Genomic DNA, 24445 nt, shown 5'->3' with positions numbered 1-24445 from the left:
TATGTTCTTGATAACGTAATGATGCCCTTATCACCAGATGAAGATGAATTGATGAGCTGACATTTTATCGCTTCACTTGTCCTACGAGGTTATATGAACGATTGATGAATGAGCCAAAGCCGATACAACCACCAGCAACACCGCCTTCTTTGCGGGATCAAAGCGTCAAGCCGCGAAGGAAACGGTATATACGCTATGCTGTGTTGATCTTTTTCTGCGTATTACTCATTCCTGCTATTTTTATTCCGCCCTGGCTGGCGACAAAAGGGATCGAGATAAAAGCAATCTCAGGAATAAGTTTTCACCAGGGGCTGGTCATTGAAGAAGTTTCGGTATCCATTAGTAAAACGGCGTTAACTTTCCACAATATTACATTGGGTCGCTATGTCGATGCTGAAAGTGCCATCTCTGCGTCATCCTGGCGACTGTTTGCAGAAAAAACAGAGATAAAATTAACTCCTATGGTGGAGTCGTTTCTCAAGAAGCAAGGGATCAGACTACAGCATATCCATTTAACCAATACCGCCCTGAATTTTACTGACTTGTCTGAACCCTACATTTTCAGCGCCCATGCTAAGAAAATTACGGTTGCAGCTTTTCACAGTGACGACAAGCAGATGCAAGTTAAGCAAGTGATCAACAATGTTGATTTGGTACTGGCCACCAAACCGGCATTTACGATAACGGGTTTCATCAAACAAGGCGACTTAACTTTATTTTTCCCTAACCTATCGTCATCCCCCCATTATCCGCTCAACTTTAGTAAAGCAAATTTTTCAATTGCCTGGCAGCCTGACGCCACCCCCTTGTCGGTACACATAGAACAGCTTAATCCGCAATGGAAAACGCTCATTAAGGGCTTTAAACAACAACTCAGCAATATCTCTTTGCAAATGGATATCGATCAGCCAACTGACAGCATCAGGTTACTGGCAGATAAAGCCGTATTGGATCAACCTGTATCGTTGCCCGCTTTTATTGAAAAACCTGACACAGAGCATCAAGGGCTCCATCTCGGCCAGGTAATTGCGAACCTGGCACAATTGCCTTTTCAAAAACTCAAGGTAAAAGAGTTCAGCTACGGAGAGTTAATCATTGATTCAAAGTTATTATTAGAAACACCGAGCCAACAACCGGGAAAACCAACAAAGCTGGCAAAATTGACATTAGAAGGAAAAGCGTTAGGCCCGGAACCCTACGATATAAATTTTCATATTAAACATTTAAATGCACAAGAAGCTCGTTTTACCGCGGTAATGTCAGGCCCTAAAGGTAATGCGCTGGATTGTCGGGCAGAGGTTCGTTTTCATCAACCTCTCCCAAAAACACTGACGTGTAAAGCCAACTTCCGCAACACCAGAGATCTGACTGACCGCCTCAAGCTCTATGGTCTTCCCAATGCCTTATTAACTGAACCTATCATCATTACGGCTCATCAAATTGAAGGCCCTGAAAAAAACCAGATAGTGGATAACAAGCTCATTAGCGCCAACTATCAACTGGAAATTCAGCTTCCTTCCACTATTTCGATTGATTTAAACCGATATGCGCCACCTGCTCATCTGCTGTATGTTGCCCCTCCAGAGCACGACATCGAGTCAGAAAAGCTAAATACAAAATCAGATATAACAGCTCAGCAGCAAGCTAAACCGTTGCAGAACAGCAAACAACAAAAACAGAACGCTATCTCTGATATTGAGATCGAAACGGATGGGCAACTTAACTTAACTGCCCACTATCAAAATAAGCAACTACAGCTCACCCTAACAGATAGAAATGAGAAACTATCACTTAAAAACAAACAGACTAATACTAAACTGTCTTTTTTAATCAATCAGTTAACGTGCGCAGAACAATCATTACGCTGTCACATAACGGCGGGAGTTAATGGCTCGACAGAACAACTGTATCCTTCTAAGACGATTAAAATTAATCAAGTTTCCTTTTCTTCTGATATCGCTTTGCAATGGTCAGCCATGACAACTCCTGTGCAGCCTGAAAGCGCAACCTCTTATAAAGATACCGGAACTATTACAAATACGGCCTTAGTCGAAAACACGCTATTGCTTGAAAACATAAAGATAAACGCAGCCAATTTACTGTTTTCAGGACATCCCGATCTTCATACAGGTCAGGCAACCGACCTTAAACTGGCTATTACTGCGTTAAAACTGAAACAGTATTCATCACAGCCCGCAGGCCAATTCATTCTCAACCAACCACAAGATAGCCAGGCGCGTTTTTCTGCTGACTTCTATGCTGAAAAGATCATTTCCGATAGCCAGCAAACTCAGCAATCCGGTAAAAAATCATTGAAGAGTAAAAGCCAGCTACCTGTGCAAAAATACAATGGAAAGCTTGAGCTGGATCTGAGTAAGTTTACCCTGGTAAAACCAATCGATACTAACCTGAGAATTAAAACAGACTACCTGACCACCCTCCGTATCAAGCAAAATAACCAACGCCTTCCGTCATTTTCCAGTCAGGGAAATATCGATCTGACCCCTGTTAACGTCATTATCGCAGGGCAGCTAACTAATAGTAAGAACGCCCGGTTGCTTGAATTCACTGTCGCATCAGATCTTAATAAGCAAAAGACTCAAATTAAGTTACACCGTAATGCCATTCGTTTTTCAAATAAACGTTCTCTAAAAAAGTACTATCTTCTGCACTTACCGATAAACTATGACTTATATAAAGGATCGATTAGTCTGAAAGCTAATATAATGCTTGATAATGGCAAACTTTCAGGAGATGTCGCATTATTTGCTGAACAGCTATCTGGATATTTTGAGGGCTTTCGCTTTGCCGATGTGAACCTTTCTTTCACATCTCTATTTACTCCACAGGGTATTAAATCAAGGTATCCGATCAGTATTCATGTCGGATTACTCCACCTTGGTACACTCTTTGAAAATATCACAGCAGCATTTGAGTTTGATACCCGGCAGAATCGTTATCAGTTAAATCGAGTTTTTGCCCAGGTATTTGGCGGCAGTATAAGCGCCCAGCATGTTTCCAGCCGCAGCCTGACTGACATCGAAAATATTCCCTTTGTTGTACATGGTATCAATCTTAAGCAGATTATGGATAATCTTGAACAAGAAGGGATTGAATTAACAGGTATTTTAGATGGATCACTTCCTTTGGCAATTCAAGACGGTTTGCCCGTTATCCGTAATGGTCAGTTACGGTCACGCTACCCTGGCGGGGTGTTACGCTACTTAGAAGGTTCAGCCATCGATCAAAATGTTGAAGCCGCCGGAGAAAACAGCATCCTGATTGTTAGTAAGATTCTCAAAAATTATAACTACGACTCACTTGCTATTAATATAGACTATTCTAAAGAAGGAGAGTTAAAAGCGAGTTCACGTTTTAAAGGCCATAACCCTGAATTTCAAAATGGTCGGCCCGTGTATTTAAACCTGAACATCGAAGATGACATACCGGCACTAATAAAAACAATGAATGCGATCAATTCACCCAAATTGGAAGGTTTATTTTTAAAGCAGCTTGGTTTAGATGAGTAGCAATTTATGCGCTTAATTGATATAAATGGCTAAGAAGGTCATAGCCCATGGACATACAGCTAAAATTTTCATGCATACTCACACTCCTTGCATTGACATTAATGCTATCGACTATTGGATTAGCCGGATGCACACCTACCATTCAGGTCACCGCCTCTGACAAGCCGATTGAAGTCAATTTGAATGTCAAAATTGAGCATGAAATCAGAATAAAAGTCGATAAGGAAATTGATGACTTGTTCAGTGACGATGATGTATTCTGAGTCGGCAGGGAGAATGCCATGAAGAATTTTTCAATCCTATTTTTCGCATTTTTCATATGCGCAAGTGCCTTTGCTCTCGATCTGCAACAAGCAAAATCACAAGGTTTAGTCGGTGAAACAAGCAACGGATACGTCGCTGTTGTCACGTCTAATGCCCCTGCCGAAGTCACCCAACTGGTTGCACAGGTTAATACCCAGCGAAAAGAACGCTATAAGAAAATTGCTGTGTCACATGGCTTAACCACGACAGAAGTCGGCGTATTGGCCCATAAAAAAGCGGTAGATAAAACCCGACCTGGTCACTATTACCAAAACGCAGCAGGCAAGTGGATAAAGAAATAGCTTTTCGTTCAGTTTTTCTTAACCCTGGCATCAATATATTTAAATTAACGAAATAGAGGCTTCAGAGTATACTCGCTGCACTTTTAGACTCTTTTTTGCTGAACCTAATGCCTCTGAACAACGCTGTTAAACGATTTCAGACTTCTGACATGCCTTTCTTCTTTGTGGCTCTCATTTGTTTACTGCCCATTATCAGTTCTCCTGTTGCACTTATTCTCGGGTTTTCTCTCGCCAGTTTAGGGCTGGTGCCTGCACGGTTTAATATCGCAGCTGCCACCAAAAAACTCCTCTCCTATTCAATCATTGGATTGGGGTTTGGTATCCACTTTGAACAGGCCATTGAAGCCAGTAAACAAGGATTGGGCCTGATTGTCTGCTCTATTTTTTTTACTCTGATCATTGGCTGGCTATTAACCAAAATATTGCGCATTGAACAAAAGACAGGACACCTCATTGCATCCGGTACGGCCATCTGTGGTGGTAGTGCGATTGCAGCAGTTGCACCTGCAATCAATGCCCGCGATGATCAAACCTCGTTAGCATTAGCCACGGTCTTTGTACTGAACTCCGTCGCATTATTTGTTTTCCCTGCCATTGGGCACCTGCTGGAGATGAGCCAGCACGCTTTTGGTACCTGGGCAGCCATTGCGATCCATGATACCTCTTCGGTTGTCGGTGCCGCGGGTGCTTACGGTGATGAGGCACTCAGAACGGCGACGACATTGAAACTGGCTCGCGCACTATGGATCATTCCAATCGCTTTTATCAGTGCACTCCTGTTCAAGGGCGATAGCAAGAAGATTGGGATCCCTTATTTCATTCTGTTTTACTGTCTGGCTATTTTATTTGCTCACTATGTTCCCTCTTTACAAAGTGTTTACGACCAGATATTTATGGCAGCCAAACGGATCCTGGTCTTGTGCCTGTTCCTGATTGGTTCTGGTATCACAGTACAAAAGCTCCGGACGTCCGGTTTTAAGCCTCTGCTGCTTGGCATTATACTTTGGCTGGCAATTGGTATCGGCTCTCTGACCTATATCCAAATAGGTTTATGAGATCTGGCTGATTTTAAGGTGATTTGGGTATATACCAATCGGGACTATGCTTCCGATTGGTATTATTGACTTGGCAGGAAATATAAAACGAGTCCGACTGACACTCGCTTTGTGACGTGGTAACGTCATCACGGGTGGGCTCTATTCTTTTCAATGACTAGGCTTGTTAATCACAGTCTTCCTATCATGTCGTCTAGCAGCTCTCTTCCCGACCACCACTAATAACACCATAAACGCACTGAGGTCGAGTAACGCACTGACCAACCCTGACGTCGTTAATGACAACACCACTAAAACCAGCACTAAGCCTATCCATTTAACCATCAAGTCATACCCTTTCAATTCTCTTTATACCCAAGCCACTGCAAGATGCTGAGTTCAGCGAGAATTCATTGGCTTTTATTCTCTGTATATATTATTGAAAAGGTTTGACCATAATGAAAAATACTATTTACCACTATGACATAAGCAAACGCTATAAGGTTGTTGAAAGATAAGCGGGCCTAACACTTCGCGGTTTGCAATTCATCCAGCCGGGTTGTCCAACGGTTAGAGCGAAAGGCCTGGCGCATATGCCAGTTGGTTGAACCAATCACCGAGGCCGGTTTGATGCCGTTTTTATATTTCGCATTCATTTGATCGGTAATTGCCATCAAATCGCGGCGTTTAGATTCCTCTAGAGCGCTGTTATCAAACATATCGAGCTGGAAGCTGTTGTTCTCTGCTGCTGTCAGATCATCTAACATCACCCCTATTTTCTGGTATTCGTAACCGGGGCGATACAACTGAGCCAACTGAGCCAGTGCCAGATCGAGAAACTTATAGGTATCCTGACTCGGGCAGCCCAACGGCAGCACACTGCTTTTGTTATGCTGTGGCAAATCTTTGTAACGATTGGTACGTAAAAAGATCCCCACCATATTTGCCTGGCTTCCCTGCTTACGCAGCTTTTCTCCGGCTCGCTGGCAATGAAAGGCGAGTGCTGCCTTCAGTTCATCAAAGTTTGAAATACCTGCGCCAAAACTACGACTGGATAAGATCTGCTTGCGGGTCTCGTCGATATCCCCCGGCTCAATACAGGCTATTCCCTGCAATTCCAGTACTGTTCGTGCTAGCCCGACATTCCATAACCGCCGCATGTCTGCCGGATCCTTGTCTGCCAGTTGCAGGGCATTTTCGATCCCGGTGGTACGTAATCGCGTTGCGGTACGGGCCCCTATTCCCCAGATCTCCTGAATATCCGTACGTTCCAGCAACCAGCGTCGTTTATAGTCTGAATCAATCTGAATTACCCCTTTGACCCGCATTTCATAATGCTTCGCTGCCTGATTGCCCAGTTTCGCCAGCGTTGGCGTTGATCCGATGCCAACCCGCACAGGTAACCCAATATTACGCATAATGGTTTCTCGGATCTTGTTGCCGTAATCTTCAAGGGTATCTAATTGAAATCCATCTAAACGAACAAAGGCCTCGTCAATCGAATATTGCTCAATATGGGGAGAAAACTGACTCAGCTCTTCAATAAAACGCCGGCTCATATCGGCGTATAAGGTGTAATTGGAGCTTCTGACCTGAACGCCTAATCGCCGTGCCTCTCGCTCAATTTTGAACCATGGCGCACCGCGTTTAATGCCTAAGGCTTTCGCCTGCTCTGATAGAGCAACACAGCAGCCATCGTTATTTGACAACACGACTATGGGTTTATTGGCCAGTTTCGGATCAAAAATTTGTTCACAGCTGCAATAAAAGCTCTTGGCATCCACCAGCGCCCATACTTGATTTTGATAGCCTTCAAGGTGTAACGCCATTACACTTTTAACAAATCATGGATGTTACGCGTGACAACACCAAAGATTTCAGAATCTTCAGGCATCGGAAACGGTTTAAAAGCCGGACTTTCAGCTTTCAACCACCACGCGCCATTATGTCGAACTAAGCGCTTGCAGGTAAATTCATCATAGATCCGGGCAACGACAATTCGCCCGGGAACAATAGACTCAGCTCTGTCTACCACCAGTAAATCCCCGTCATAAATGCCGACACCAACCATCGACTCGCCGGAAGCTCGCAGTAAAAAGGTCGCATTCGGATTGCGGATCAGATAGTCCTCCAGCTCTAATTGCTCCTGATGGCCATCAGCCGGTGACGGGAAACCACATTTCACCGATTCAATAAATAAAGGCAGTACAGCCATTGCTTCTCTCACTCGCCAGCACTGTATATATATACAGCTTAATGGCAAACCGGTACAATAGTCACTTATTGGATGTGTTTTTTCTGTATGAATGCACAGTCTTTAAGCAAATTGTAAGCGGTGGTGATTTTTCAACCCAAAAATGATGTAAAAAGCATCAAACAAAAACGGCTTGTTCGGTTTTATGCATCAATAATTTATCTTCTTGATAAACTTGCCGCTGAATCACTTATAACAAAATACCCGCCTGCAGAATGCAATGATCATTCTGCAACCATTTATCAGATGGGTATAAAACCTTTTATGGAGTCTCTTAATGCGTAAGATGATCGCAGCTTTAGCACTGCTTGTTCTTTCCGGTTGTTCAACCACTGAAACAACACATACTGAAAGCCAGTGCGTAGGTGCAATGACAACGCAGGAAGCGTACGGGCATTTAGATCCTGGCCGTTTCACCATTCAGGTACTTGCATTAAGTGAGGAGCGAGATGTTCGCGGTTATATCCGAGATATCCAGGGGCAGGATCCAATTTGGGTCAACTGGAAACACAGTCGCGGACAAAGCTGGTACGCCGTTATTTATGGTGATTTTGCATCGAAAGAAGAAGCCAAGCGAGTGATCCAGGGGTTATCACCTCACATTCGCCAGCAAGGACCATTTGTTCGCAGCTTTGCGGAAGTACAAAATGATAAAAAGACGGATGTCTTCCGCATGCGTTAAACCGTACCAACAAAAAAGCCAGAATCAACTTCTGGCTTTTTTCAAATGGATGAACTAGTTAAAAACTTATACCACTAAGGCTTGGGCTTCAATAGCGCGTTTTTTACCGTCAGTACCAATATTCATATCCCCATTAGCGACAGAGGCCTGACTGACATCGCGTTCGAACTTAGCGATATGCTTGAACAATAAGAGAACTAACATCACCCCCGTTGCCGCCAAACCAATGCCCATACCGGCCCATACGCCTTCCAGCCCCATCAGCTTCATCAGTAACCATGCAGCAGGTAAACCAACCAGCCAGTAACCAACCACAGTCGAGATCGTTGGCCCTATCACGACTTTCATACCACGTAATACGCTTATTGCCGTCAGCTGCCATGCATCCACCACAAAGCACATCGCGACCATGATCATCACGCCTGGCAATGCACTCACCAATTCTTGTGCCAGAACATCGCCTTCAATACTGAACACCTGAGTCAGAAACTCTGGCCAGATACTGAGCAACAAACCAATGACCGCACTGGTTGCCGTGACAACAAACAGCCCTTGTTTGGCATATTGACGGACCATGTTAGGCTCTCTGCTGCCCACATGCTGACTCACCAGAATCGATGCTGCCTGCGAAAAACCAAAAGCGATGTTCCAGGAGAGATTCAGGCACTGCATAGCAATCTGGTGAATCGCCAGCGATACCGCGCCTAATGTTCCCGCCAGCAAGGCACCGCCAGAAAACAGCGCATGCTCTAGTAAGGTGGCAATCATGATTGGCACACCTATCGCTAACAACGGCTTTATCGCGCCTAATTTATACTCATGTAATCCTGCAAATGGCGTGTATTGACGATAGCGCGGGTGACGAAAGACCCAGTACCCATAAGCCAGCATCATGATCAGTGATGCCAGTGACGTCCCATAGCCTAAGCCTGCGATCCCCATGTTCATGGTGAAGGCAAACAGATAGCTGATCGGCACATTCAGTACCACGGTTGCCAGTGACATGATCATAATGGAACGTGCATCGCCAAATGCACTTACCAGGCTCCGCAATACCAGCAAAATTAGTGTTGGTAGCATTGACCATTTCAATGCATTTAAGTAATCCATCGCCAACGCCACAGCTTGCGGATCCTGATCCGCCATCAGTAACCAGCCTTCAAGCATAAAAAATACCGGCTGTAAGACGAGCGTCAGCATAAGGGTCAGTAATATCCCGCCTTTTAAAGCCATTCTGATCTCGGTATCACCTAGCTCTTTTTGATGCATCCGCTTGCCATATGCAATGGCAATAAGGTTTGCGACACAACCAACGGTACTGCCCGCAATAATAAAGACAAAAGAGTAAACTGATGCACCAAGACCGCCTCCGCCGATTGCCACAATGCTTAATTGCGCCATCATCCAGACATCAGTAAAGACCAGTAGTTGCGCAACCAGTTGGGAAATAATGAGCGGAACAGCCAGGCTGAGCAATTTTTTCATAGACGACCTAATTATGCAGATTAATATTATTGTTATGTGTTTAATGTTAAGACATAAGGATTGCTTTTCAAACGACTTTTATGGCACCTTAGCATTCTAAAAACTCATGCAAGGAAGATCTGACATTATGGCTACACGACACGCTTTGTTACCGTCATCATTGAATGGGCTTCGAGTCTTTGAAGCAGCAGCAAGACACCTCAGTTTTACGCTTGCAGCACAAGAACTGAGTGTGACCCAAAGTGCAGTTAGCCGCCAGATCCGTCAACTGGAAGAAAACCTTGGTTTTGCACTGTTTATTCGCCAACATCGGGCATTGATCTTAACCGATGAGGGCAAAGAAATAGCCCTATTGCTGACCCGGCAATTCAGTGAGTTAAACGGCACTATTCGCCAGCTAAAAAATCAAGATAGCCATACATTGCGTTTGAAAGTCGTGATGAGCTTTGCTGTGCGCTGGCTGATCCCCCGGTTGCATTCCTTCAAGGAACAGAACCCGGATTTGGATATTGTGCTCTCTTCCACCATCAGCCATAGCGATGATGAACTGAATTTAGATGTCGATGATTACGATATTGCCATTTTCGGTCAGCTGGCACAGCCTAAGGCAAAATATCAAAACAATTTTTTGCGCAAAGAATACCTGGCACCGGTTTATTCCACATTGCTTACCAAAGGTGATGCCTCGCTGACTGTCGATGAATTGCTGACATACCCTCGCCTCCATCCCACGCCTGATCGTTCTGACTGGCGCGAGTGGCTGAAAAAAAATGACAAACATCAGCTGAATAATGATACCGGCCTGACCTTTGACACCCTGGACATGGCTTTGACATCTTGCCTTGCCGGACAAGGTGCTACGATCACCGATTTAATGCTGGTGGTTAATGAACTCAAACAAGGCTATCTGAAGTTGCCCGAATCGGTAAAAGTCATTGGTAGCCCATGGAATTACTACTATTACTGCAACACCAAAGGTGACAAGGTCACTAATTTTATATCATGGTTAGTCAATAAGTTAGACGAAGAAATGGCACAGTTGCTCGAACTTGCCGATCAAAATAACTGGGAAATGGAATTGGATGAATGACGCCAGTAAAAGTGACAAGGTCACCAATGTAGATGCTGGTGATGAGTTTTCAGCGGTTTTCTGGCCATGTTCAGGTATTTTAAATACCAAAAAGGGTGCTTAATAAGCACCCTTTCTTTTTTAATCTTGAAGCGATAATTGCTGCCCTTCGCTTTACAATGAAGAGCACATCAATTAATCGTCGCTGTTAACGTCGACGTTACGCTTCTTCTTCGGCATGAAGACATTATCACCGACTGCAACGTTTTCATAAAAACGCTTATCCGTCTTCTTCTTCGCACTTGACGTGGATGCTTTCTTCGGTGCAGAAGGTTTCTTATCTGTCGGTTTCTTCTTAACAAACTTCTTCTTCGGCGCAGGTTTCAGACCTTTGAACTTACCTTCCAAACCTTCAATGGTTGAAAACGTAATTTCTTGCTGCAGATATGCTTCTACACTTTTGAAGCTCTTCCAGTCTTTAGGGCCAACCAGTGAAATTGCATCACCTTTGTTACCGGCACGACCAGTACGACCAACGCGGTGAACATATTCTTCAGCGTGCTTTGGCATGTCAAAGTTAATAACGTGTGATACGTTATCAATATCCAGACCACGAGAAGCTATGTCTGTTGTTACCAGGATCTTATGACATACGCGCTCGAACTGGCTCATGATACTGTTACGTTGATTCTGATTTAAGTTACCGCTTAATGCGACAGCTTTCAGTTTACGTTCGTTAAGCTCTTTGGTTAAACGATCGGTATCAGCACGAGTTGCCGTAAAAATAATAAGCTGATTATAGTCTTCTGTTTCAAGCACTTTATCTAATAATGCTTGCTTGTGATCAAGGTGGTCACACAAAAAGAAGCGCTGTGTAATATCAGTGTGCTCTTCATTTGAGTTGCCGATAGAAAGGCGCTTCGGTGCATTCAGCATTTCCGTCGCCATTTCAATCACATCTTCGTTATCCAATGTTGCCGAGAACATTAGCGTCTGACGACGACGGTGATTGGCTGTTTCGTGAATACGACGTAACTGCGCTTCAAAACCAAGATCTAGCATGCGGTCCGCTTCATCAAGAATAAGCATTTCAAGACCATCTAGGTGTGTGCTACGGTGTTCAAGGTGATCAGCAAAACGCCCCGGAGTAGCCACAACAAACATTGGATCTTTACGGAATTCTTTAACCTGATCATTGAAGTTTTCACCGCCAACAATCAAAGCACCGTCATACGGTGTACCCGCATTCAACGTACGTAATTGAGCAAAAACCTGTTTTGCCAGCTCACGGGTTGGCGTTAAAATAAGAACTCGAGGGTCGCGGCGTGTAAACGGCTTACTACGGTACATGCGCTGCATTGCAGGCAACAAGAATGCCAGTGTTTTACCAGAGCCTGTTTTCGACGAGGCAAGCACGTCTTTACCCATAATAGCCACAGGGACGGCGGTTCGTTGAATTTCAGTTGCTCGATCAAACCCAAGGTGTGTCAATTTCTTAAGAAGGCGTGGGTCTAATCCAAGATCTTTAAAATGCAAAATGATGCTCCGGTAAAAACGCTCTGATTCAGAGTTTACAAATCCCGCGTGACGAAACTCACACCAGGATGAAAAATGTTAGCGGCGGATTATAACACAAATCTTTCGATGAACATCTAATATCATTCATTATTAAACAAGTAATCACCGCAATTGCACGGCGTGCAATTGCGTGTTTTAATCAACCTATCAACTTCGTAAAATATCAACCATTCAGTAAAAGGTGCGATAATGCTTAAACACCACCAACCCCACTGTTCGCGCCAATCTAATCCAACCACGCACATACCTATGCCTCTGCTTGATATAACACTTATTGCGCTCAGCGCTTTACACAGAAAACAACAACTTCAATTACATGCGTCCATAATAGATAAGTATCTTCGGATTATTTATGTGAGCTGACATAAATAATCCGAAGGTATGACGATCTCAATAAAACACCACTCTCTTTTTAACCATTATTTATCAAGGCATTATAGGTAAGAGGTAATCGAACAAAATGGCAAAACAAAAATCGATATTAGTCCCCGTGCTGCTAGGAATACTCGTAAGCGCGACGATCCTATGGTCAGGTATGAACCCTGCCTTTCCTAAAGTATGGTGGGCTGAAATAGTCCCTATTTTGCTGATTTTCATCCCACTGGTAGTCACCTACAGATGGTTCCGATTCTCTGATGCCGCTTACATGTTTATGGCTTGCTGGCTAATCTTGCATAGCATCGGTGCGCACTACACCTTCGCCAACGTTCCCTTTGACTGGTTCGGTGATTTAATTGGTTCCGAGCGCAATCATTTCGACCGCTTTTCCCACTTCTCAATTGGTTTCTACGCTTACCCCGTTGCGGAGTACCTTTCACGAAAAGGACATTGCAACCCGTTTCTTGCTGGGTGGTTTGGCTTATTAACCATTATGGGTGTAGCAGCAGCGTACGAAATTATCGAATGGTGGTATGCCGTAATTGCCGGAGGCGAAGCTGGTATTGAGTTCTTGGGCTCGCAGGGTGATATCTGGGATGCGCAAAAAGACATGCTGGCAGATACATTGGGGGCGGTATTTAGTCTGGCTCTGTTCTTTATCTATCAACCTTATCGCATCGATTCGACCGATAAAGTGAGTGGTAATTAAAAGCGACTAACCAAGAAGGTCGTTGTTCAGCGGTCTTCTTATTTATCCACTCGGTATTTACCCTACAATAAAAAACACCGTATAATAACATTATCTCTCTGAACCGGAATCTCCTATGCCAACACCAAAGATATACCGTCACATTTTAATGCTTCTGGTGATGATTTTTGCCTTATCTGGATGTGAACTCGTCAACTGGAAAGCACAGCAAGATAAAGATGATTTAGTTGATGTTGGTTACTCTGAGCAATTTTTGCCACTAAAAGAAGGAGGCACATTAAAGTATTGGGTTGGTGGAAAAGGCGAACCGCTGCTGTTGCTACACGGTTTTGGTGGTACGGCCATCTCAACCTGGAAAAAAGAGATGCTTGCCCTAAGTCAGAACTACATGGTGATTGCACCTGATCTGGCATGGTTTGGCGATTCATACAGTAACGGACAACCTAACCTGACCACTCAGACAGAAGCCATCTGGCAGCTAGTGGACCATTTAAAGATCGACAAAGTGAACGTCGCGGGGATCTCATACGGAGGCTTTGTCACTTATAACATGATGACCACACCTGAACGTATTAGTAAGTCAATCATCATTGCCAGCCCTGGCCCACTCTTCTCTGATCTAGATCTTGCCGTTCTTTGCCAGCGAGCTAACGTCGATGAACCCGAAGATCTTTTCGTACCCAAAAACAGTGATGAAGTAAGACGGTTATTCGACCATGTGTTCTATGAAAAGAAGCACATGCCCGACTTTATCGCCGATCAGATCTACCAGAATTATTTTGCACCCTGGCAAACTGAAAGGGAGGCACTTATCACGACGTTGGCCAATGAGCGCGAACGTATTGCTCAACACTCACCGAGCCAATTACCGCCAAGCATGATTATCTGGGGGGACAGTGATCAAATTTTCCCGCTAAAAAACGGTATCGAACTAAGTAAATTCTTAGAAGTGCCTGTTGTGGTCATTCCGCAAACGGGACATGGTGTCACGAATGAGCAACCAACAGTCGTCGTAGATTTAATTAAAGCATTTATAATTTAAATCAATAAATTACATTTGTTACTTAAACTTATTAGACATGAGCTGCATTTCTGATTACTCTATCACCCTCAATGCGCCGTGTTGCACATTGAGGGTTTCTTATGATGTAACAGGGATGTCAGCGAATACTATGACTACATTTATCAACAGCAGTCAGCTTGAATCTTCAAATTATGCCTATATCGAACTTAGCGAAAAAACACTTCAAAAGCAGTTAGCCTTACTTTTCCCTTTCGCCGGTATGATATGTGCAATTATTGCCTTCACCTACTTGGTCTCTAACGTTTCGCCATCTTTCACTTTTTCTGCTATCGCAGGCATGTGTCTGTGTTACTTACTCACTATTATTAATCGATATAAGATTAATCCTTTCCTGCTTGTCTGGGTTTTCATTATCGCTACGACGGCCGCCTGTACTATGGGTTTTTATGCCGATGATACCCGCCATATCAGCACGACTATCGGCCTGGCTATTCCACTACTTTGCTTCTTTGCTCTGCAACATAAACATGCCGCGTGGTACAGTTCGTTGTTTGGCGGCTTTTATATCGTATTAAGTGTTGCCGGTATCTCTGACAAGCAACTGCAGATTTCTGAAGCATTACAAAACATCAGCGCATATTCCACTATATTCGTCATGGCTTACTTGCTGGCTCGCCACCGTAACGAAGCAATCCGACGTGTAAAGCTAACCGCAACAACGGATTTCCTGACAGGGTTACACAACCGTCAAGGGCTGCTTCCTATCTATCAAAATGAATCAGCACGCAGTCAACGATACATGCGCGATTTTTCGATGCTGTTACTCGATATCGATAATTTTAAATCGATTAATGATCGCTATGGGTTACACGCAGGGGATCAAATGCTAATGATGCTAACGAAATGCTTACGTGAGCATACTCGTCAAGAGGATCACCTGGCACGTTTAGGTGGTAAGGAATTCTGCGTGCTACTACCTGAAACCGACATTAAACAAGCAGAAGAAATTGCATCTTATCTTAAAGATAAAATTGCAAATTGGTCGCTGATATTAGCGTCAGGACATGAAGTAAGCATCACTGTCAGTGTCGGCATTACACCCATTGAATACCAGGAATTCAGCTACGATTACATCAAAGCTGATAGCACGTTACGACGTGCGAAAAGCTGGGGCTGCAGTCAGATTGCAATCAGTGAATAATCATGACAGGTTTTATATAGTGCAAATGACATGACACATCTTGCAATTATCAATTAAACCATACACTTGCTAGGTTGTTTTTTTACTACACCCTTCATTTCGGGTACTAAAATGAAGGGTAAGCGTATTCAATTTTAGTTGTCCACTTCCTAGCTTCTATGACAAAACAAAGATTAATTCCCCATTGCTTAGTGATATCTCCATTTTGAAAGGTTAAAATCCCACCTCCTTAAGCGCCAATGAAGCTTTATGCTTTCGTGGCTAACGTTCATCACAATAGATCAGAATATGCACTCCCAAGAAAATTGTTTTACCCCATTTAAAGAATCGATTGATGCGTATCGCTTACCTGAGCAGTTTACTTTCCCTTTCTATTATGAGCCTCACCCACTGTGTCTGTTAGCAGCTAAAGAACTACAACACCATCTTGAGACGCAAACGCAATGGCAGCATAACTTCGGTCTTACGGGTAATACAGAAACAGCGATCGGTAAAATGTTCGGTGTATTGTTGGTACAAAAAAAGTGTGGTGAAATTGGCTACTTATCTGCTTTTTCAGGAAAAATTGCTGATAAAAATCTGCTCCCTAAATTTGTTCCGCCAGTCTTTGATATGTTGACTGAAGACAGCTTCTTTCTTGCTGAACAATCAGAAGTCAATGCAATAAACAACCAACTAAATAACTTACAAGCAAACCCGAAAATCGCCGAATTCAAAATGGCATTAGCCGTAGAAAAAGACGCGGCTCGAGTGCAAATCGAATCACACCGAGAGACGATGATTGAAGGGCGAAAAGTTAGAAAGGCGCAAAGAGAATCGGGGGCGACAGAGCTCGCTCCTGCTGATTTTTTACAGCTTAAAGCGCAGCTAAGTACCGAAAGCATTAAAGAGAAATACCAGCTACGAGATTTAAAGCTACACTGGGATGAACGAATTAAGACGGCTCACCAAAACCTTCTTCAGCTTACTAATGAGCTCGATTTGCTAAGAAGTAAACGTAAAGTCCTGTCGGCCTCTTTGCAGCAGAAATTGTTTGAACAGTATCGCTTCCTAAACGCCGAAGGTGTCGAGAAAAACTTAAATGATATTTTCAACGACACCCCAGACCATACCCCGCCAGCGGGATCTGGAGAATGCGCAGCGCCAAAATTACTTCACTACGCTTTTAAATGGGGAATGAAGCCGTTAGCTATGGCTGAATTCTGGTGGGGAGCGCCACCTAAATCAGAGATCAGACAACACAAAAATTTCTATCCGGCATGTAAAAGTAAATGCCAGCCAATTTTAGGCCACATACTGGAAGGGATCGCAATGGATGAGAACCCGTTGTTGACCAACCCTGCTGAAGGAAAAACTATCGACATTGTTTATCAAGATGATGACATGGTCGTGGTGAATAAACCTGCAGAGTTTCTATCTGTACCAGGGAAAACGATTGAAGATTCGGTCTATCTGCGGATGAAACAACGCTTTCCCGAAGCGACCGGCCCTTTAATCGTACATAGGCTCGATATGTCTACCTCGGGCTTAATGGTAATAGCGTTGACCAAGCGAGCGAATAAAAGTTTACAGAAGCAGTTTATTAGTCGCACAGTAAAAAAACGCTACGTTGCCTTAATCGACGGCGTATTAGAGCAAGATGAAGGCATTATAAACTTGCCAATGCGCGGGGATTTAGACGACAGACCACGCCAGTTGGTTTGCTACGAACATGGCAAACCCGCCGAAACAACATGGCAAGTCGTCGAGCGAAGCAACACGCAGACGAAAGTGTATTTGCATCCCAAAACAGGACGCACACATCAACTTCGTGTCCACTGTGCGCATTCGCTAGGACTGAACATGCCCATTTCAGGTGACGACCTTTACGGTCATAAAGCCCGTCGCTTACATCTGCATGCAGAATCGTTAACATTGGAACACCCTATCACTCACGAACCAATGCGGTTCCAAGTTGAAGCCGAGTTTTAAGATAGTTTGTTTCACTTAGCTGTAGGTCTTTTTGTTTTACAGCTGCATTTATTTCATGAGTCTTGTTCAGACAGTCACCAATTGAGAATTGGTGACTGTCAGGTCAAAACATGTCAAGCCAGCTCTGTACTTAACTTGGTAACTCCCCAGTACGATTTGCCTTTTTCAGAACAACACCAACCTAGCTTCACGAGCTCTTTAGCGACATATTTATTTGTCAAACCATGACCAAAGACTGCTATTTTCTTATGCTGCATGAGTTACTTTAGAGCGATTATAATTTCTGACCCAACGTGCAAATCCTGTTGCCGTTAATTTAGGGTTAGTTGCACCAGTAGGTTTACCATGTCGGATTAGTACTATTTCCATTTTAACCTTACTGTTAATACTCATGATTTGATAATGCTCATTTGCCAATGAACAGCATTGAGAACACGCATCAACTTGATGTTTTTGTTCGTTGTCTTGGTTTATATCGTTCGATTTTTTGCAGTAGTTCTTGGAAGGCTGTTTCCTGACTTTTGTTCGCTGTGTCTATCTGAATAATGTTATCTGACCAATTGTGGTATTCTCGTGACTTAATCTGTTCCCATTTAGGTAAAACTAAACCTTTAATGGTGCAGTCTCTGGTCTCAGCTCTATCTCTATGCTCTGTAACATTTGAACAGATAACTTCAATATCGACAAATATCGCTTTTGAGTCTTTCGCAACCTGTTGCCACTCTTTGCGTGTTAATTCAATGGGGTTACACGAGTCTGCAATAACATCGTTTCCTAACCGCAAATTGTCATCCGCAACACGATATGAGAGCCTGTATCCTTCGCCTTGAACGTGAACATTACATAAATCCCTTAGCCCTTGTTCCACAGTATCAATACGTAAATATAACGCTTTAGTATGTCTAGCTAACATTTGAGCTAAAGTGGTCTTTCCAACTGCAGGTAACCCAGAAAAGATATATAGAACGGGTGTGTTATTATTCATGTGAAATCCATATAAAATCGAAGCCTAACGCCCTGTTAAGTGGATTTTTCCAGCCACTGCTCTTTCGTTATTTTATACAAACAATGACGCTCTAATACATGCCCAGGCGGTAGCTTAGGGTGATTGAAGTCTTGATTTATGTTGTCCATTCCAATTTTGGTCATTACCCGTTGAGATGGCTCATTTGGTAAGGCTGTAAAGGCATAAACCTCACACAATGATAGCTTTTCAAATGCAAACGCTAATGCCACGTTTGCTGCTTCAGGCGCATAACCTAAGCCCCAGTGTTCTGTTGATAAACGCCAACCAATTTCAATCAATGGTGAATTGGGAATACCACTAGCGTCCATTTCTATTAGATAGCACACCATAGTCGAATAAAACATAACGCCCCAATCAGCCGCGGAGCATTGCCCTTTGAATTTTGCTCTTGTTGCTCCGTTTCTGACTGAAGAGGTGTCAAAAAGTTATGGCTGTCCTGCTCTTTTGGCTGTCAGTCCTTTAATTTTCTTGTTTTACATTAACTCAAACACAGGATAAAAAACTTCCTTCAAAGCTTAAAATTTAATGCTCTGTACTAACACTGGAACAGCTAAAACGGTCGTTCACGACTTTTTATATTTCTACAAAATGTAATAAATCCTCCCTTGTTAGTTCACCTAACCCTAACGAAGCTAACGTTCTGCCTTCTTCATAAAAATCTCTTGCTAAAATTCCGCCGCACATCTCGATCAAACGATTACACTCAGGCATGCTAATACCTAATTTTTCACCTAATGATGATAATAAAACTAGCCCCATAGGAACATCCTCAGTTATGTACCTATTATCGAAACTATAAGGGCCTGGAGGTGATGAGATTTTATAGCTTTCAAAAACTTCTCTAGGGTCTTGCTTAAGATCTTCTTCATTTCTAAATAAACATGCTTTTAGATAAGGAATTGGTTCACATCCTAAAGCACTTAAAACCGCCATTTTTTCCGCGTCCAATTTTTCTATCATCAGCCATGCCATTTCAGTTGAAAGTGCGTCCCTGTACATATATGGAATTTCATCAGGATGATGTTTTGCACAATACTCAAGCATTGGATACATAACATACAGCCCCACTGTGTGAACAATGATATTGGGATTATGAAGTGCCGATTCGAATATATGTTTTCGCACGCTGTTCATTTCAATGTTGTAGGCAGGAAACAACCGGGATGCAACGACCATTCCTTCTGCCGTTCTTGCGGCGGGAAAAAATGACAGCGAATTTCTGACATTCTTAAATAAGACTTTCACTGTACCAGGTTCAACCACTCTTGCGTCATTAGGGGTAGATTCTCCTTCTGCAAATATTGGATTGTTATCGCAAAATTTATTATAGAATATACTGCCTGCATATCCTGGAATTAAGATAACCAGTTGACCATCCTTAAAATATTTTGCGATTCTTTCAGCTAAATCCCGATGGTATGTGGTTTGAATAAAAACCATTACTACATCCGCCCCCTCAATCGCTTCTTTAGGGTCTCGAGTAATCAATTCCAATGGTTGAAAGGTTTTTTCGGCATCATCAGCACTATCAGTAAAATGCCCTTTTTTTGTGTTATCGATACAATATATTCCCTTATTGCTGACCATCGCTTCAAAATGCTCATCATGAGTAATATGGTTCGAAGTCTTCAATAATCTTACTTTATGTCCTGCCTCAGCAGCCATAAACGCACAAGCAGAACCAGCATTGCCAGCTCCAATTATGGTGATTTTCATTTTTCTTCCTTTTAACATTTTGTGATCTTATTTCAAAGGTTATAAAAACCCATCCCCTTGAAAGAGTAAAACGGTTAAAATGTGCAAACCAATTGGTTGAAGAGACAAAGGCTCATTCAACGCGAAACTTACACCCGACGCGAAGGCATCTATTTTAAAAACAAAAAACATGCATAACGCCTGCAATAAGGTGTGCCCTACTGAACCTGTAAAGCACACTGAACCCCATACCAAAACCGCCGAGTGTAACGCATCACCTTGATTGCTTTGTTTATATTTTTACTGACGTATGATTGCCGATTTGACGATAGTAAAGCCTATTAGCCCTAGCATAACACCTGTCACTTTATCAATGTAATACGCAATTCGAGTAAACTGTCCTCTTACTTTTGGTGTAGAAAGTAGAGAAATAATTGCAGCATCCCAAATAAACACGACCAACGTCATCCAAATACCTAAACCTAACTTAAAAGAAAAGCCTACATCATTGGTTAACACCACAGTGAAAAGGCTCAAATAGAATAATAGATTTTTAGGGTTTAGGATCCCAGACATAAAGCCTGTGATGAACTCCCTGATAAAAGTGGTCTGGTGAGATATTTTGGACTCTGCAATATTGATATTTTCATATGCACTCTTTCTCGCTCGTATTGCTTGTACAGCAAGGTAAATAAGAAACAAGCCGCCAATGACTTTAAGTGTGATCATTATAGGAACTGAAGCCGCTAAAATTGACCCAACGCCGATTAAGCACAAACCTATATACACTGCATTTGCAGTAGCAATCCCGAAAGCCACACCTAAAGCATTTTTCCCACTATTTCGAATAGCACTTTTTACAACGATGACAAAATCAGGACCAGGACTTAGAAGAGCTAAAAAATGAGCAATCGCCACTGTGACGAAAATACCTAGCAAACTAGCATCCATACAAACAACCTCCTTGTTGATTAATATGCAACTATCGCATAAAAAGGCACGAATGTTGTATAAAAATATAACGCCCGCAATAAGGTGTGCCACGATGAACCAACAAAGCGCATCGAACTTCAAACCAAAAATGCCGAGTAAAACGCATCACCTTGATTGCATTGTGTACGCCCAGCATGGGCATGAACTAATGAGGTGAAAGTCCTCTGTAGGAAAATCACCGTCTAATAACCTATTGATTATTAGATGTTAACTACTAGCGAATGGCAAGGGCTTTTCCGCGAGGAACGGTCTGAAGGAAGCCACTAGCAAAACTACGAGCTGATGAACAAGAACATCATATGAGGCGTAGGTCAGAGGCGAGTTGGCACAAGACGACGAAGCCGAGTGATTTAATGAYCACCGTAAATGATGCAGTTGCGYAGTGAAAGTSCATGTCCTTATCTGGGGAGATCTGCTTAACAAGCGRTCGTTTACCTAACCAGCTTGGCCYCTGGTTCAACAGGCCTGGCGARCAAGTTTCATCAACTTGKTCGAGCGAAACAGATGAACAACGATAGCGCCTTGCGGGGTAACTCGCATAGGTGATTAAGCAGAAGTCAGCAGACGGCATAGTAGCCAAAYGCCCATCGTAATGGTTGGGACACGGTGAAGGCCTGAACCTARAGRTCAATGAGGAGTCTGTGCAACTCAACATGCTATATCCGACCGGACTTTAGGCATGGGGGCGTTGATAATACAGTAGCCAGCATTGGAGAAAGTAGGAGCTAATCGGCCAACTTTCTTTAAACATCTTTGGGAAACGCCCTGTGCGGATCCGCATGCAGGGTGTTGTGGGGGCTGAGGGCTAGAAACCCTCGGCTACCCGATTATATTTTCCTAAACCTCTGAAGCAAAATGAGCAAAGATCTCTGCTTCAGTCATCTCCGGTGTATTGTTGGAAAAACAGTAATATTCAGGTCTAAGATCGCTGAAATACTGCATGCTCATTTCCAATCCTTCCGTGTTTGGAAATAGACCAACTGGCATATTATAGCTATTTGTTTTCTTGAAGCGGCTAAATAAATGTGTACCGCAATTAGTACAGAAACCACGAGTAGCCCAAGCCGATGAGTCGTACTCTTTAACTAACTCCTTTCCCTCAAATTCAACGTCTGTGCCACACGATGCCATAAACAAAGGACCACCACCCCATTTACGACATGAAGAACAATGACAAACAGTGAACTTAGGGTCGATGTTAGCTACTCGTATTTTTACGTTGCCACATAGACAACTAGCTACATTTCCAACTAACTTTGACATATTTTTCATCCTTGAATTTCGACGCAAATATAACGCCTACAATAAGGTGTGCCGACACTGAACTTGCCAAGCACACCTAACTTCAAACCAAAACCGCCGAGTGTAACGCATCACCTTGATTGTTTTGTTATATACGATTAGCTTTTGCGGAATTCGCCTGATCTTGAGCAATCTCAATCACCGCATGTCCAAGCTGTACCAAAGTACCAAAGTTTGGCGATGTCTCAGGTTTTAGTGACTTATACGCACTTGTACGACTTTTTATACCGGCTCGTTCAACAACCTGACTATGACCAAAAAACTCAACATACGAGCGAATAGCCGCCTGAAGAATATCAACTCGCCCTTCTTTCATTGAGTCCCAAGCTGCCTGTTTAATGATTTGCTCCATCTCTTGAACATTTATGAGGTTCAATGGATTATCAACATAACTACCAATAGCTAGCTCACGCAAAACACTCGCAGGTAAATCAATACCTTCCCAATCTAATGAACCATCATTGCGCAGGGCGAAACGTTTGAAGTCGCTTACTGTTTTAAAAGCTGGCTTCTGGAAAATCTCTTCAAGGTCAACTTCACCACAAAAACCATCGCTAAACGTTAACTCAAGCTTGAAGCCTTCTAACCAATCAACATCAATTACTTTTAGCATACGTCACCTATAGCTTACCTGGGTTTTCACCGTTGACTGCTTTCGCCCACATTTGCATGAGTTTTTCACGATTATCTGCAATGTGCGTTTCTGCTCGTTTTCGCTGCTTATTTGGAAGGTAACCTTCTAAACTTTCAGCAGTTTCAATCGCTACGATAAGTTCATAACCACCATATTTCACATGAACGTGAGGGAGTTTGTGCTGCTTGTTATCGAAGAAGTACATGCAGAACGAAAGGCCCAGCAATACATCAATTTCTGGCATATGAACCTCTATAGCTTTACCATGAGCAAACTATAGCACCGTATCTTGAGGGATACAAAGGAAAGAGTATATAACGCCTACAATAAGGTGTGCCTCGTTGAACCAACCAAGCGCACCGAACTTCAAACCAAAAATGCCGAGTGTAAGGCATCACCTTGATTGTTTTATATGTTTTTTTACGACCAACTTTTGTTGTCTGATGAAACGAAACTATTAAATAATGTTTCATATTTCCATCCATCATCAGCAACAACAGTGCAATCCGTAGAATTAACACAAGCATGAAGCACCGCAATAGGATCTTCAATTTCAGGAAGTGCCAGGTGACTTTGAATCAGTTCTCTTGCCTCAGATGATTCAGGATAGTCCTCACAATATTTCGGCTCCATGAACAATGCTGTTTTACGCATTTCTGATAAATCACCGTTACCCGAAAACTTCAGCAAATCAAACCAATAGGGAATAGCCATCAGCAAAGCTAGAAATTCCGGTAGATTGTTTGCAACTTTGCCCGCTTGTCCCTCAGAAGAAGCGAAGAGTATCGGTCGTTTTTCCAGTTCTAAATTTCCATATGCGAGAAAAACACCACCAGATCCTTCGCCAGCCAAAACAGTGAAAGGTAAATTAGGATCTAATTTTATCCAAGAAGAGTCGTCATTGGCTCGACACAATTCAAAGTCAAATGACTCACCTAAAGCGTCAGCTATATCAGCTGACTGAAGATCAGAATATTTAATCATCGGTTAAACTTCCCCCAAAAACATAACGCCTGCAATAAGGTGTACGTCCACTAAATTAGCAAGGCGCATCGAGCTTCAGACCAAAACTGCCGAGTGTAACGTATCACCTTGATTGCTTTGTTGAACGAAGCCGCTGCGCGGCAGAGTGAAGCGAAAATACTCCTCAAACTACCCTTAATACTCCAATCACTACGGAGTATTTATCATGAATGCCGAACAGCAATTTCGCGCCAATTATCTTTATGAACAACAGCTTACTAACTTAAATCTGCAAGGTAAACGCCCCGCAA

At 43.0% G+C, this 24445-nt stretch carries 21 protein-coding genes and 2 pseudogenes; 10 read left to right on the top strand and 13 right to left on the bottom strand.

Annotation, left to right across the window (positions count from 1 at the left end; translation table 11 throughout):
- Positions 1-104: 104 nt before the first annotated feature.
- The 4 genes from L4D76_RS19135 (at position 105) to L4D76_RS19120 (ending at position 5190) form a co-directional block, all read left to right on the top strand.
- Complete coding sequence (locus tag L4D76_RS19135) at positions 105-3530, top strand: intermembrane phospholipid transport YdbH family protein (RefSeq protein ID WP_428442485.1); 3426 nt, start codon at positions 105-107, stop codon at positions 3528-3530.
- Between the two features lie 47 nt (positions 3531-3577).
- Positions 3578-3793, top strand: coding sequence for a YnbE family lipoprotein (locus L4D76_RS19130; RefSeq protein WP_428442484.1), 216 nt, complete (start codon positions 3578-3580; stop codon positions 3791-3793).
- Between the two features lie 18 nt (positions 3794-3811).
- A complete protein-coding gene (locus L4D76_RS19125; protein ID WP_428442483.1) occupies positions 3812-4135 on the top strand; it encodes a YdbL family probable chaperone protein in 324 nt (107 codons plus the stop codon).
- 107 nt (positions 4136-4242) lie between these two features.
- Positions 4243-5190: a YeiH family protein gene (locus L4D76_RS19120; RefSeq protein WP_428442482.1), complete on the top strand. Its 948-nt coding sequence runs from the start codon at positions 4243-4245 to the stop codon at positions 5188-5190.
- A 150-nt stretch (positions 5191-5340) separates the two neighbouring features.
- Here L4D76_RS19120 and L4D76_RS19115 read toward each other — a convergent pair whose 3' ends face one another.
- The 3 genes from L4D76_RS19115 to L4D76_RS19105 all read right to left on the bottom strand — a co-directional run bounded on the left by L4D76_RS19115 (position 5341) and on the right by L4D76_RS19105 (position 7384).
- Entirely contained in the window at positions 5341-5514 is a 174-nt protein-coding gene (locus L4D76_RS19115; RefSeq protein WP_428442481.1) for a hypothetical protein, read from the bottom strand.
- A gap of 179 nt (positions 5515-5693) precedes the next feature.
- Positions 5694-6998 (bottom strand): Y-family DNA polymerase, encoded by a 1305-nt coding sequence (locus tag L4D76_RS19110; RefSeq protein WP_428442480.1) that lies wholly within the window; start codon positions 6996-6998, stop codon positions 5694-5696.
- Positions 6998-7384 carry a LexA family protein gene (locus tag L4D76_RS19105; protein WP_428442479.1) on the bottom strand — a complete coding sequence of 129 codons (387 nt, stop codon included), beginning with the start codon at positions 7382-7384 and terminating at the stop codon, positions 6998-7000. Before L4D76_RS19105 ends, L4D76_RS19110 begins: the two co-directional genes overlap by 1 nt.
- A gap of 316 nt (positions 7385-7700) precedes the next feature.
- Between L4D76_RS19105 and L4D76_RS19100 the strand changes: the two genes are divergently transcribed.
- Positions 7701-8105, top strand: coding sequence for an SPOR domain-containing protein (locus L4D76_RS19100; RefSeq protein WP_428442478.1), 405 nt, complete (start codon positions 7701-7703; stop codon positions 8103-8105).
- Between the two features lie 66 nt (positions 8106-8171).
- On the opposite strand, the gene L4D76_RS19095 is transcribed toward L4D76_RS19100, so the two are convergent.
- On the bottom strand, positions 8172-9590 hold the full coding sequence (locus tag L4D76_RS19095) for an MATE family efflux transporter (RefSeq protein ID WP_428442477.1): 1419 nt from the start codon (positions 9588-9590) through the stop codon (positions 8172-8174).
- Positions 9591-9717: 127 nt separating this feature from the next.
- Between L4D76_RS19095 and L4D76_RS19090 the strand changes: the two genes are divergently transcribed.
- Entirely contained in the window at positions 9718-10680 is a 963-nt protein-coding gene (locus L4D76_RS19090; protein ID WP_428442476.1) for a LysR family transcriptional regulator, read from the top strand.
- 174 nt (positions 10681-10854) lie between these two features.
- Here L4D76_RS19090 and L4D76_RS19085 read toward each other — a convergent pair whose 3' ends face one another.
- On the bottom strand, positions 10855-12195 hold the full coding sequence (locus tag L4D76_RS19085) for a DEAD/DEAH box helicase (RefSeq protein ID WP_428442475.1): 1341 nt from the start codon (positions 12193-12195) through the stop codon (positions 10855-10857).
- A gap of 502 nt (positions 12196-12697) precedes the next feature.
- On the opposite strand from L4D76_RS19085, the gene L4D76_RS19080 reads away from it, so the two are divergent.
- The 4 genes from L4D76_RS19080 (at position 12698) to L4D76_RS19065 (ending at position 17520) form a co-directional block, all read left to right on the top strand.
- Complete coding sequence (locus L4D76_RS19080; RefSeq protein ID WP_428442474.1) at positions 12698-13324, top strand: DUF2238 domain-containing protein; 627 nt, start codon at positions 12698-12700, stop codon at positions 13322-13324.
- Between the two features lie 115 nt (positions 13325-13439).
- Positions 13440-14366 carry an alpha/beta fold hydrolase gene (locus L4D76_RS19075; protein WP_428442473.1) on the top strand — a complete coding sequence of 309 codons (927 nt, stop codon included), beginning with the start codon at positions 13440-13442 and terminating at the stop codon, positions 14364-14366.
- Between the two features lie 130 nt (positions 14367-14496).
- Positions 14497-15549, top strand: coding sequence for a GGDEF domain-containing protein (locus L4D76_RS19070; protein ID WP_428442472.1), 1053 nt, complete (start codon positions 14497-14499; stop codon positions 15547-15549).
- Between the two features lie 288 nt (positions 15550-15837).
- Positions 15838-17520: an RluA family pseudouridine synthase gene (locus L4D76_RS19065; RefSeq protein WP_428442531.1), complete on the top strand. Its 1683-nt coding sequence runs from the start codon at positions 15838-15840 to the stop codon at positions 17518-17520.
- 439 nt (positions 17521-17959) lie between these two features.
- On the opposite strand, the gene L4D76_RS19060 is transcribed toward L4D76_RS19065, so the two are convergent.
- From L4D76_RS19060 to L4D76_RS19025, 8 genes and pseudogenes are all read right to left on the bottom strand, one after another.
- The gene (locus tag L4D76_RS19060; RefSeq protein ID WP_428442471.1) at positions 17960-18505 is read right to left on the bottom strand and encodes a P-loop nucleotide/nucleoside kinase family protein; all 546 of its coding nucleotides are present in this window, start codon (positions 18503-18505) and stop codon (positions 17960-17962) included.
- A gap of 35 nt (positions 18506-18540) precedes the next feature.
- A pseudogene (locus L4D76_RS19055) lies at positions 18541-18846 on the bottom strand (GNAT family N-acetyltransferase); the annotation flags it as partial.
- A 274-nt stretch (positions 18847-19120) separates the two neighbouring features.
- Complete coding sequence (locus L4D76_RS19050) at positions 19121-20263, bottom strand: NAD/NADP octopine/nopaline dehydrogenase family protein (protein WP_428442470.1); 1143 nt, start codon at positions 20261-20263, stop codon at positions 19121-19123.
- 279 nt (positions 20264-20542) lie between these two features.
- On the bottom strand, positions 20543-21193 hold the full coding sequence (locus L4D76_RS19045; protein WP_428442469.1) for a LysE family transporter: 651 nt from the start codon (positions 21191-21193) through the stop codon (positions 20543-20545).
- Positions 21194-22072: 879 nt separating this feature from the next.
- Complete coding sequence (locus L4D76_RS19040; protein WP_428442468.1) at positions 22073-22498, bottom strand: GFA family protein; 426 nt, start codon at positions 22496-22498, stop codon at positions 22073-22075.
- 127 nt (positions 22499-22625) lie between these two features.
- Positions 22626-23150: a type II toxin-antitoxin system antitoxin DhiA gene (gene dhiA, locus L4D76_RS19035; RefSeq protein ID WP_428442467.1), complete on the bottom strand. Its 525-nt coding sequence runs from the start codon at positions 23148-23150 to the stop codon at positions 22626-22628.
- Positions 23144-23415, bottom strand: a pseudogene (gene dhiT / locus L4D76_RS19030) (type II toxin-antitoxin system toxin DhiT). Before dhiT ends, dhiA begins: the two are co-directional and overlap by 7 nt.
- Positions 23416-23591: 176 nt before the next feature.
- Positions 23592-24155 carry a hypothetical protein gene (locus L4D76_RS19025; protein ID WP_428442466.1) on the bottom strand — a complete coding sequence of 188 codons (564 nt, stop codon included), beginning with the start codon at positions 24153-24155 and terminating at the stop codon, positions 23592-23594.
- Positions 24156-24445: the final 290 nt, after the last annotated feature.

The sequence above is a fragment of the Photobacterium sagamiensis genome (genome assembly GCF_050337085.1).
Classification (GTDB): domain Bacteria; phylum Pseudomonadota; class Gammaproteobacteria; order Enterobacterales; family Vibrionaceae; genus Photobacterium; species Photobacterium sagamiensis.
The sequence above is the reverse complement of the archived record's forward strand: the minus strand, read 5'-3'. Positions and strand labels throughout refer to the sequence as shown.

Coding starts and splice junctions, on each gene's coding strand:
- L4D76_RS19135 (WP_428442485.1), top strand. CDS start 105: ATGAATGAGCCAAAGCCGATACAACCACCAGCAACACCGCCTTCTTTG.
- L4D76_RS19130 (WP_428442484.1), top strand. CDS start 3,578: ATGGACATACAGCTAAAATTTTCATGCATACTCACACTCCTTGCATTG.
- L4D76_RS19125 (WP_428442483.1), top strand. CDS start 3,812: ATGAAGAATTTTTCAATCCTATTTTTCGCATTTTTCATATGCGCAAGT.
- L4D76_RS19120 (WP_428442482.1), top strand. CDS start 4,243: ATGCCTCTGAACAACGCTGTTAAACGATTTCAGACTTCTGACATGCCT.
- L4D76_RS19115 (WP_428442481.1), bottom strand. CDS start 5,514: ATGGTTAAATGGATAGGCTTAGTGCTGGTTTTAGTGGTGTTGTCATTA.
- L4D76_RS19110 (WP_428442480.1), bottom strand. CDS start 6,998: ATGGCGTTACACCTTGAAGGCTATCAAAATCAAGTATGGGCGCTGGTG.
- L4D76_RS19105 (WP_428442479.1), bottom strand. CDS start 7,384: ATGGCTGTACTGCCTTTATTTATTGAATCGGTGAAATGTGGTTTCCCG.
- L4D76_RS19100 (WP_428442478.1), top strand. CDS start 7,701: ATGCGTAAGATGATCGCAGCTTTAGCACTGCTTGTTCTTTCCGGTTGT.
- L4D76_RS19095 (WP_428442477.1), bottom strand. CDS start 9,590: ATGAAAAAATTGCTCAGCCTGGCTGTTCCGCTCATTATTTCCCAACTG.
- L4D76_RS19090 (WP_428442476.1), top strand. CDS start 9,718: ATGGCTACACGACACGCTTTGTTACCGTCATCATTGAATGGGCTTCGA.
- L4D76_RS19080 (WP_428442474.1), top strand. CDS start 12,698: ATGGCAAAACAAAAATCGATATTAGTCCCCGTGCTGCTAGGAATACTC.
- L4D76_RS19075 (WP_428442473.1), top strand. CDS start 13,440: ATGCCAACACCAAAGATATACCGTCACATTTTAATGCTTCTGGTGATG.
- L4D76_RS19070 (WP_428442472.1), top strand. CDS start 14,497: ATGACTACATTTATCAACAGCAGTCAGCTTGAATCTTCAAATTATGCC.
- L4D76_RS19065 (WP_428442531.1), top strand. CDS start 15,838: ATGCACTCCCAAGAAAATTGTTTTACCCCATTTAAAGAATCGATTGAT.
- L4D76_RS19060 (WP_428442471.1), bottom strand. CDS start 18,505: ATGAATAATAACACACCCGTTCTATATATCTTTTCTGGGTTACCTGCA.
- L4D76_RS19050 (WP_428442470.1), bottom strand. CDS start 20,263: ATGAAAATCACCATAATTGGAGCTGGCAATGCTGGTTCTGCTTGTGCG.
- L4D76_RS19045 (WP_428442469.1), bottom strand. CDS start 21,193: ATGGATGCTAGTTTGCTAGGTATTTTCGTCACAGTGGCGATTGCTCAT.
- L4D76_RS19040 (WP_428442468.1), bottom strand. CDS start 22,498: ATGTCAAAGTTAGTTGGAAATGTAGCTAGTTGTCTATGTGGCAACGTA.
- dhiA (WP_428442467.1), bottom strand. CDS start 23,150: ATGCTAAAAGTAATTGATGTTGATTGGTTAGAAGGCTTCAAGCTTGAG.
- L4D76_RS19025 (WP_428442466.1), bottom strand. CDS start 24,155: ATGATTAAATATTCTGATCTTCAGTCAGCTGATATAGCTGACGCTTTA.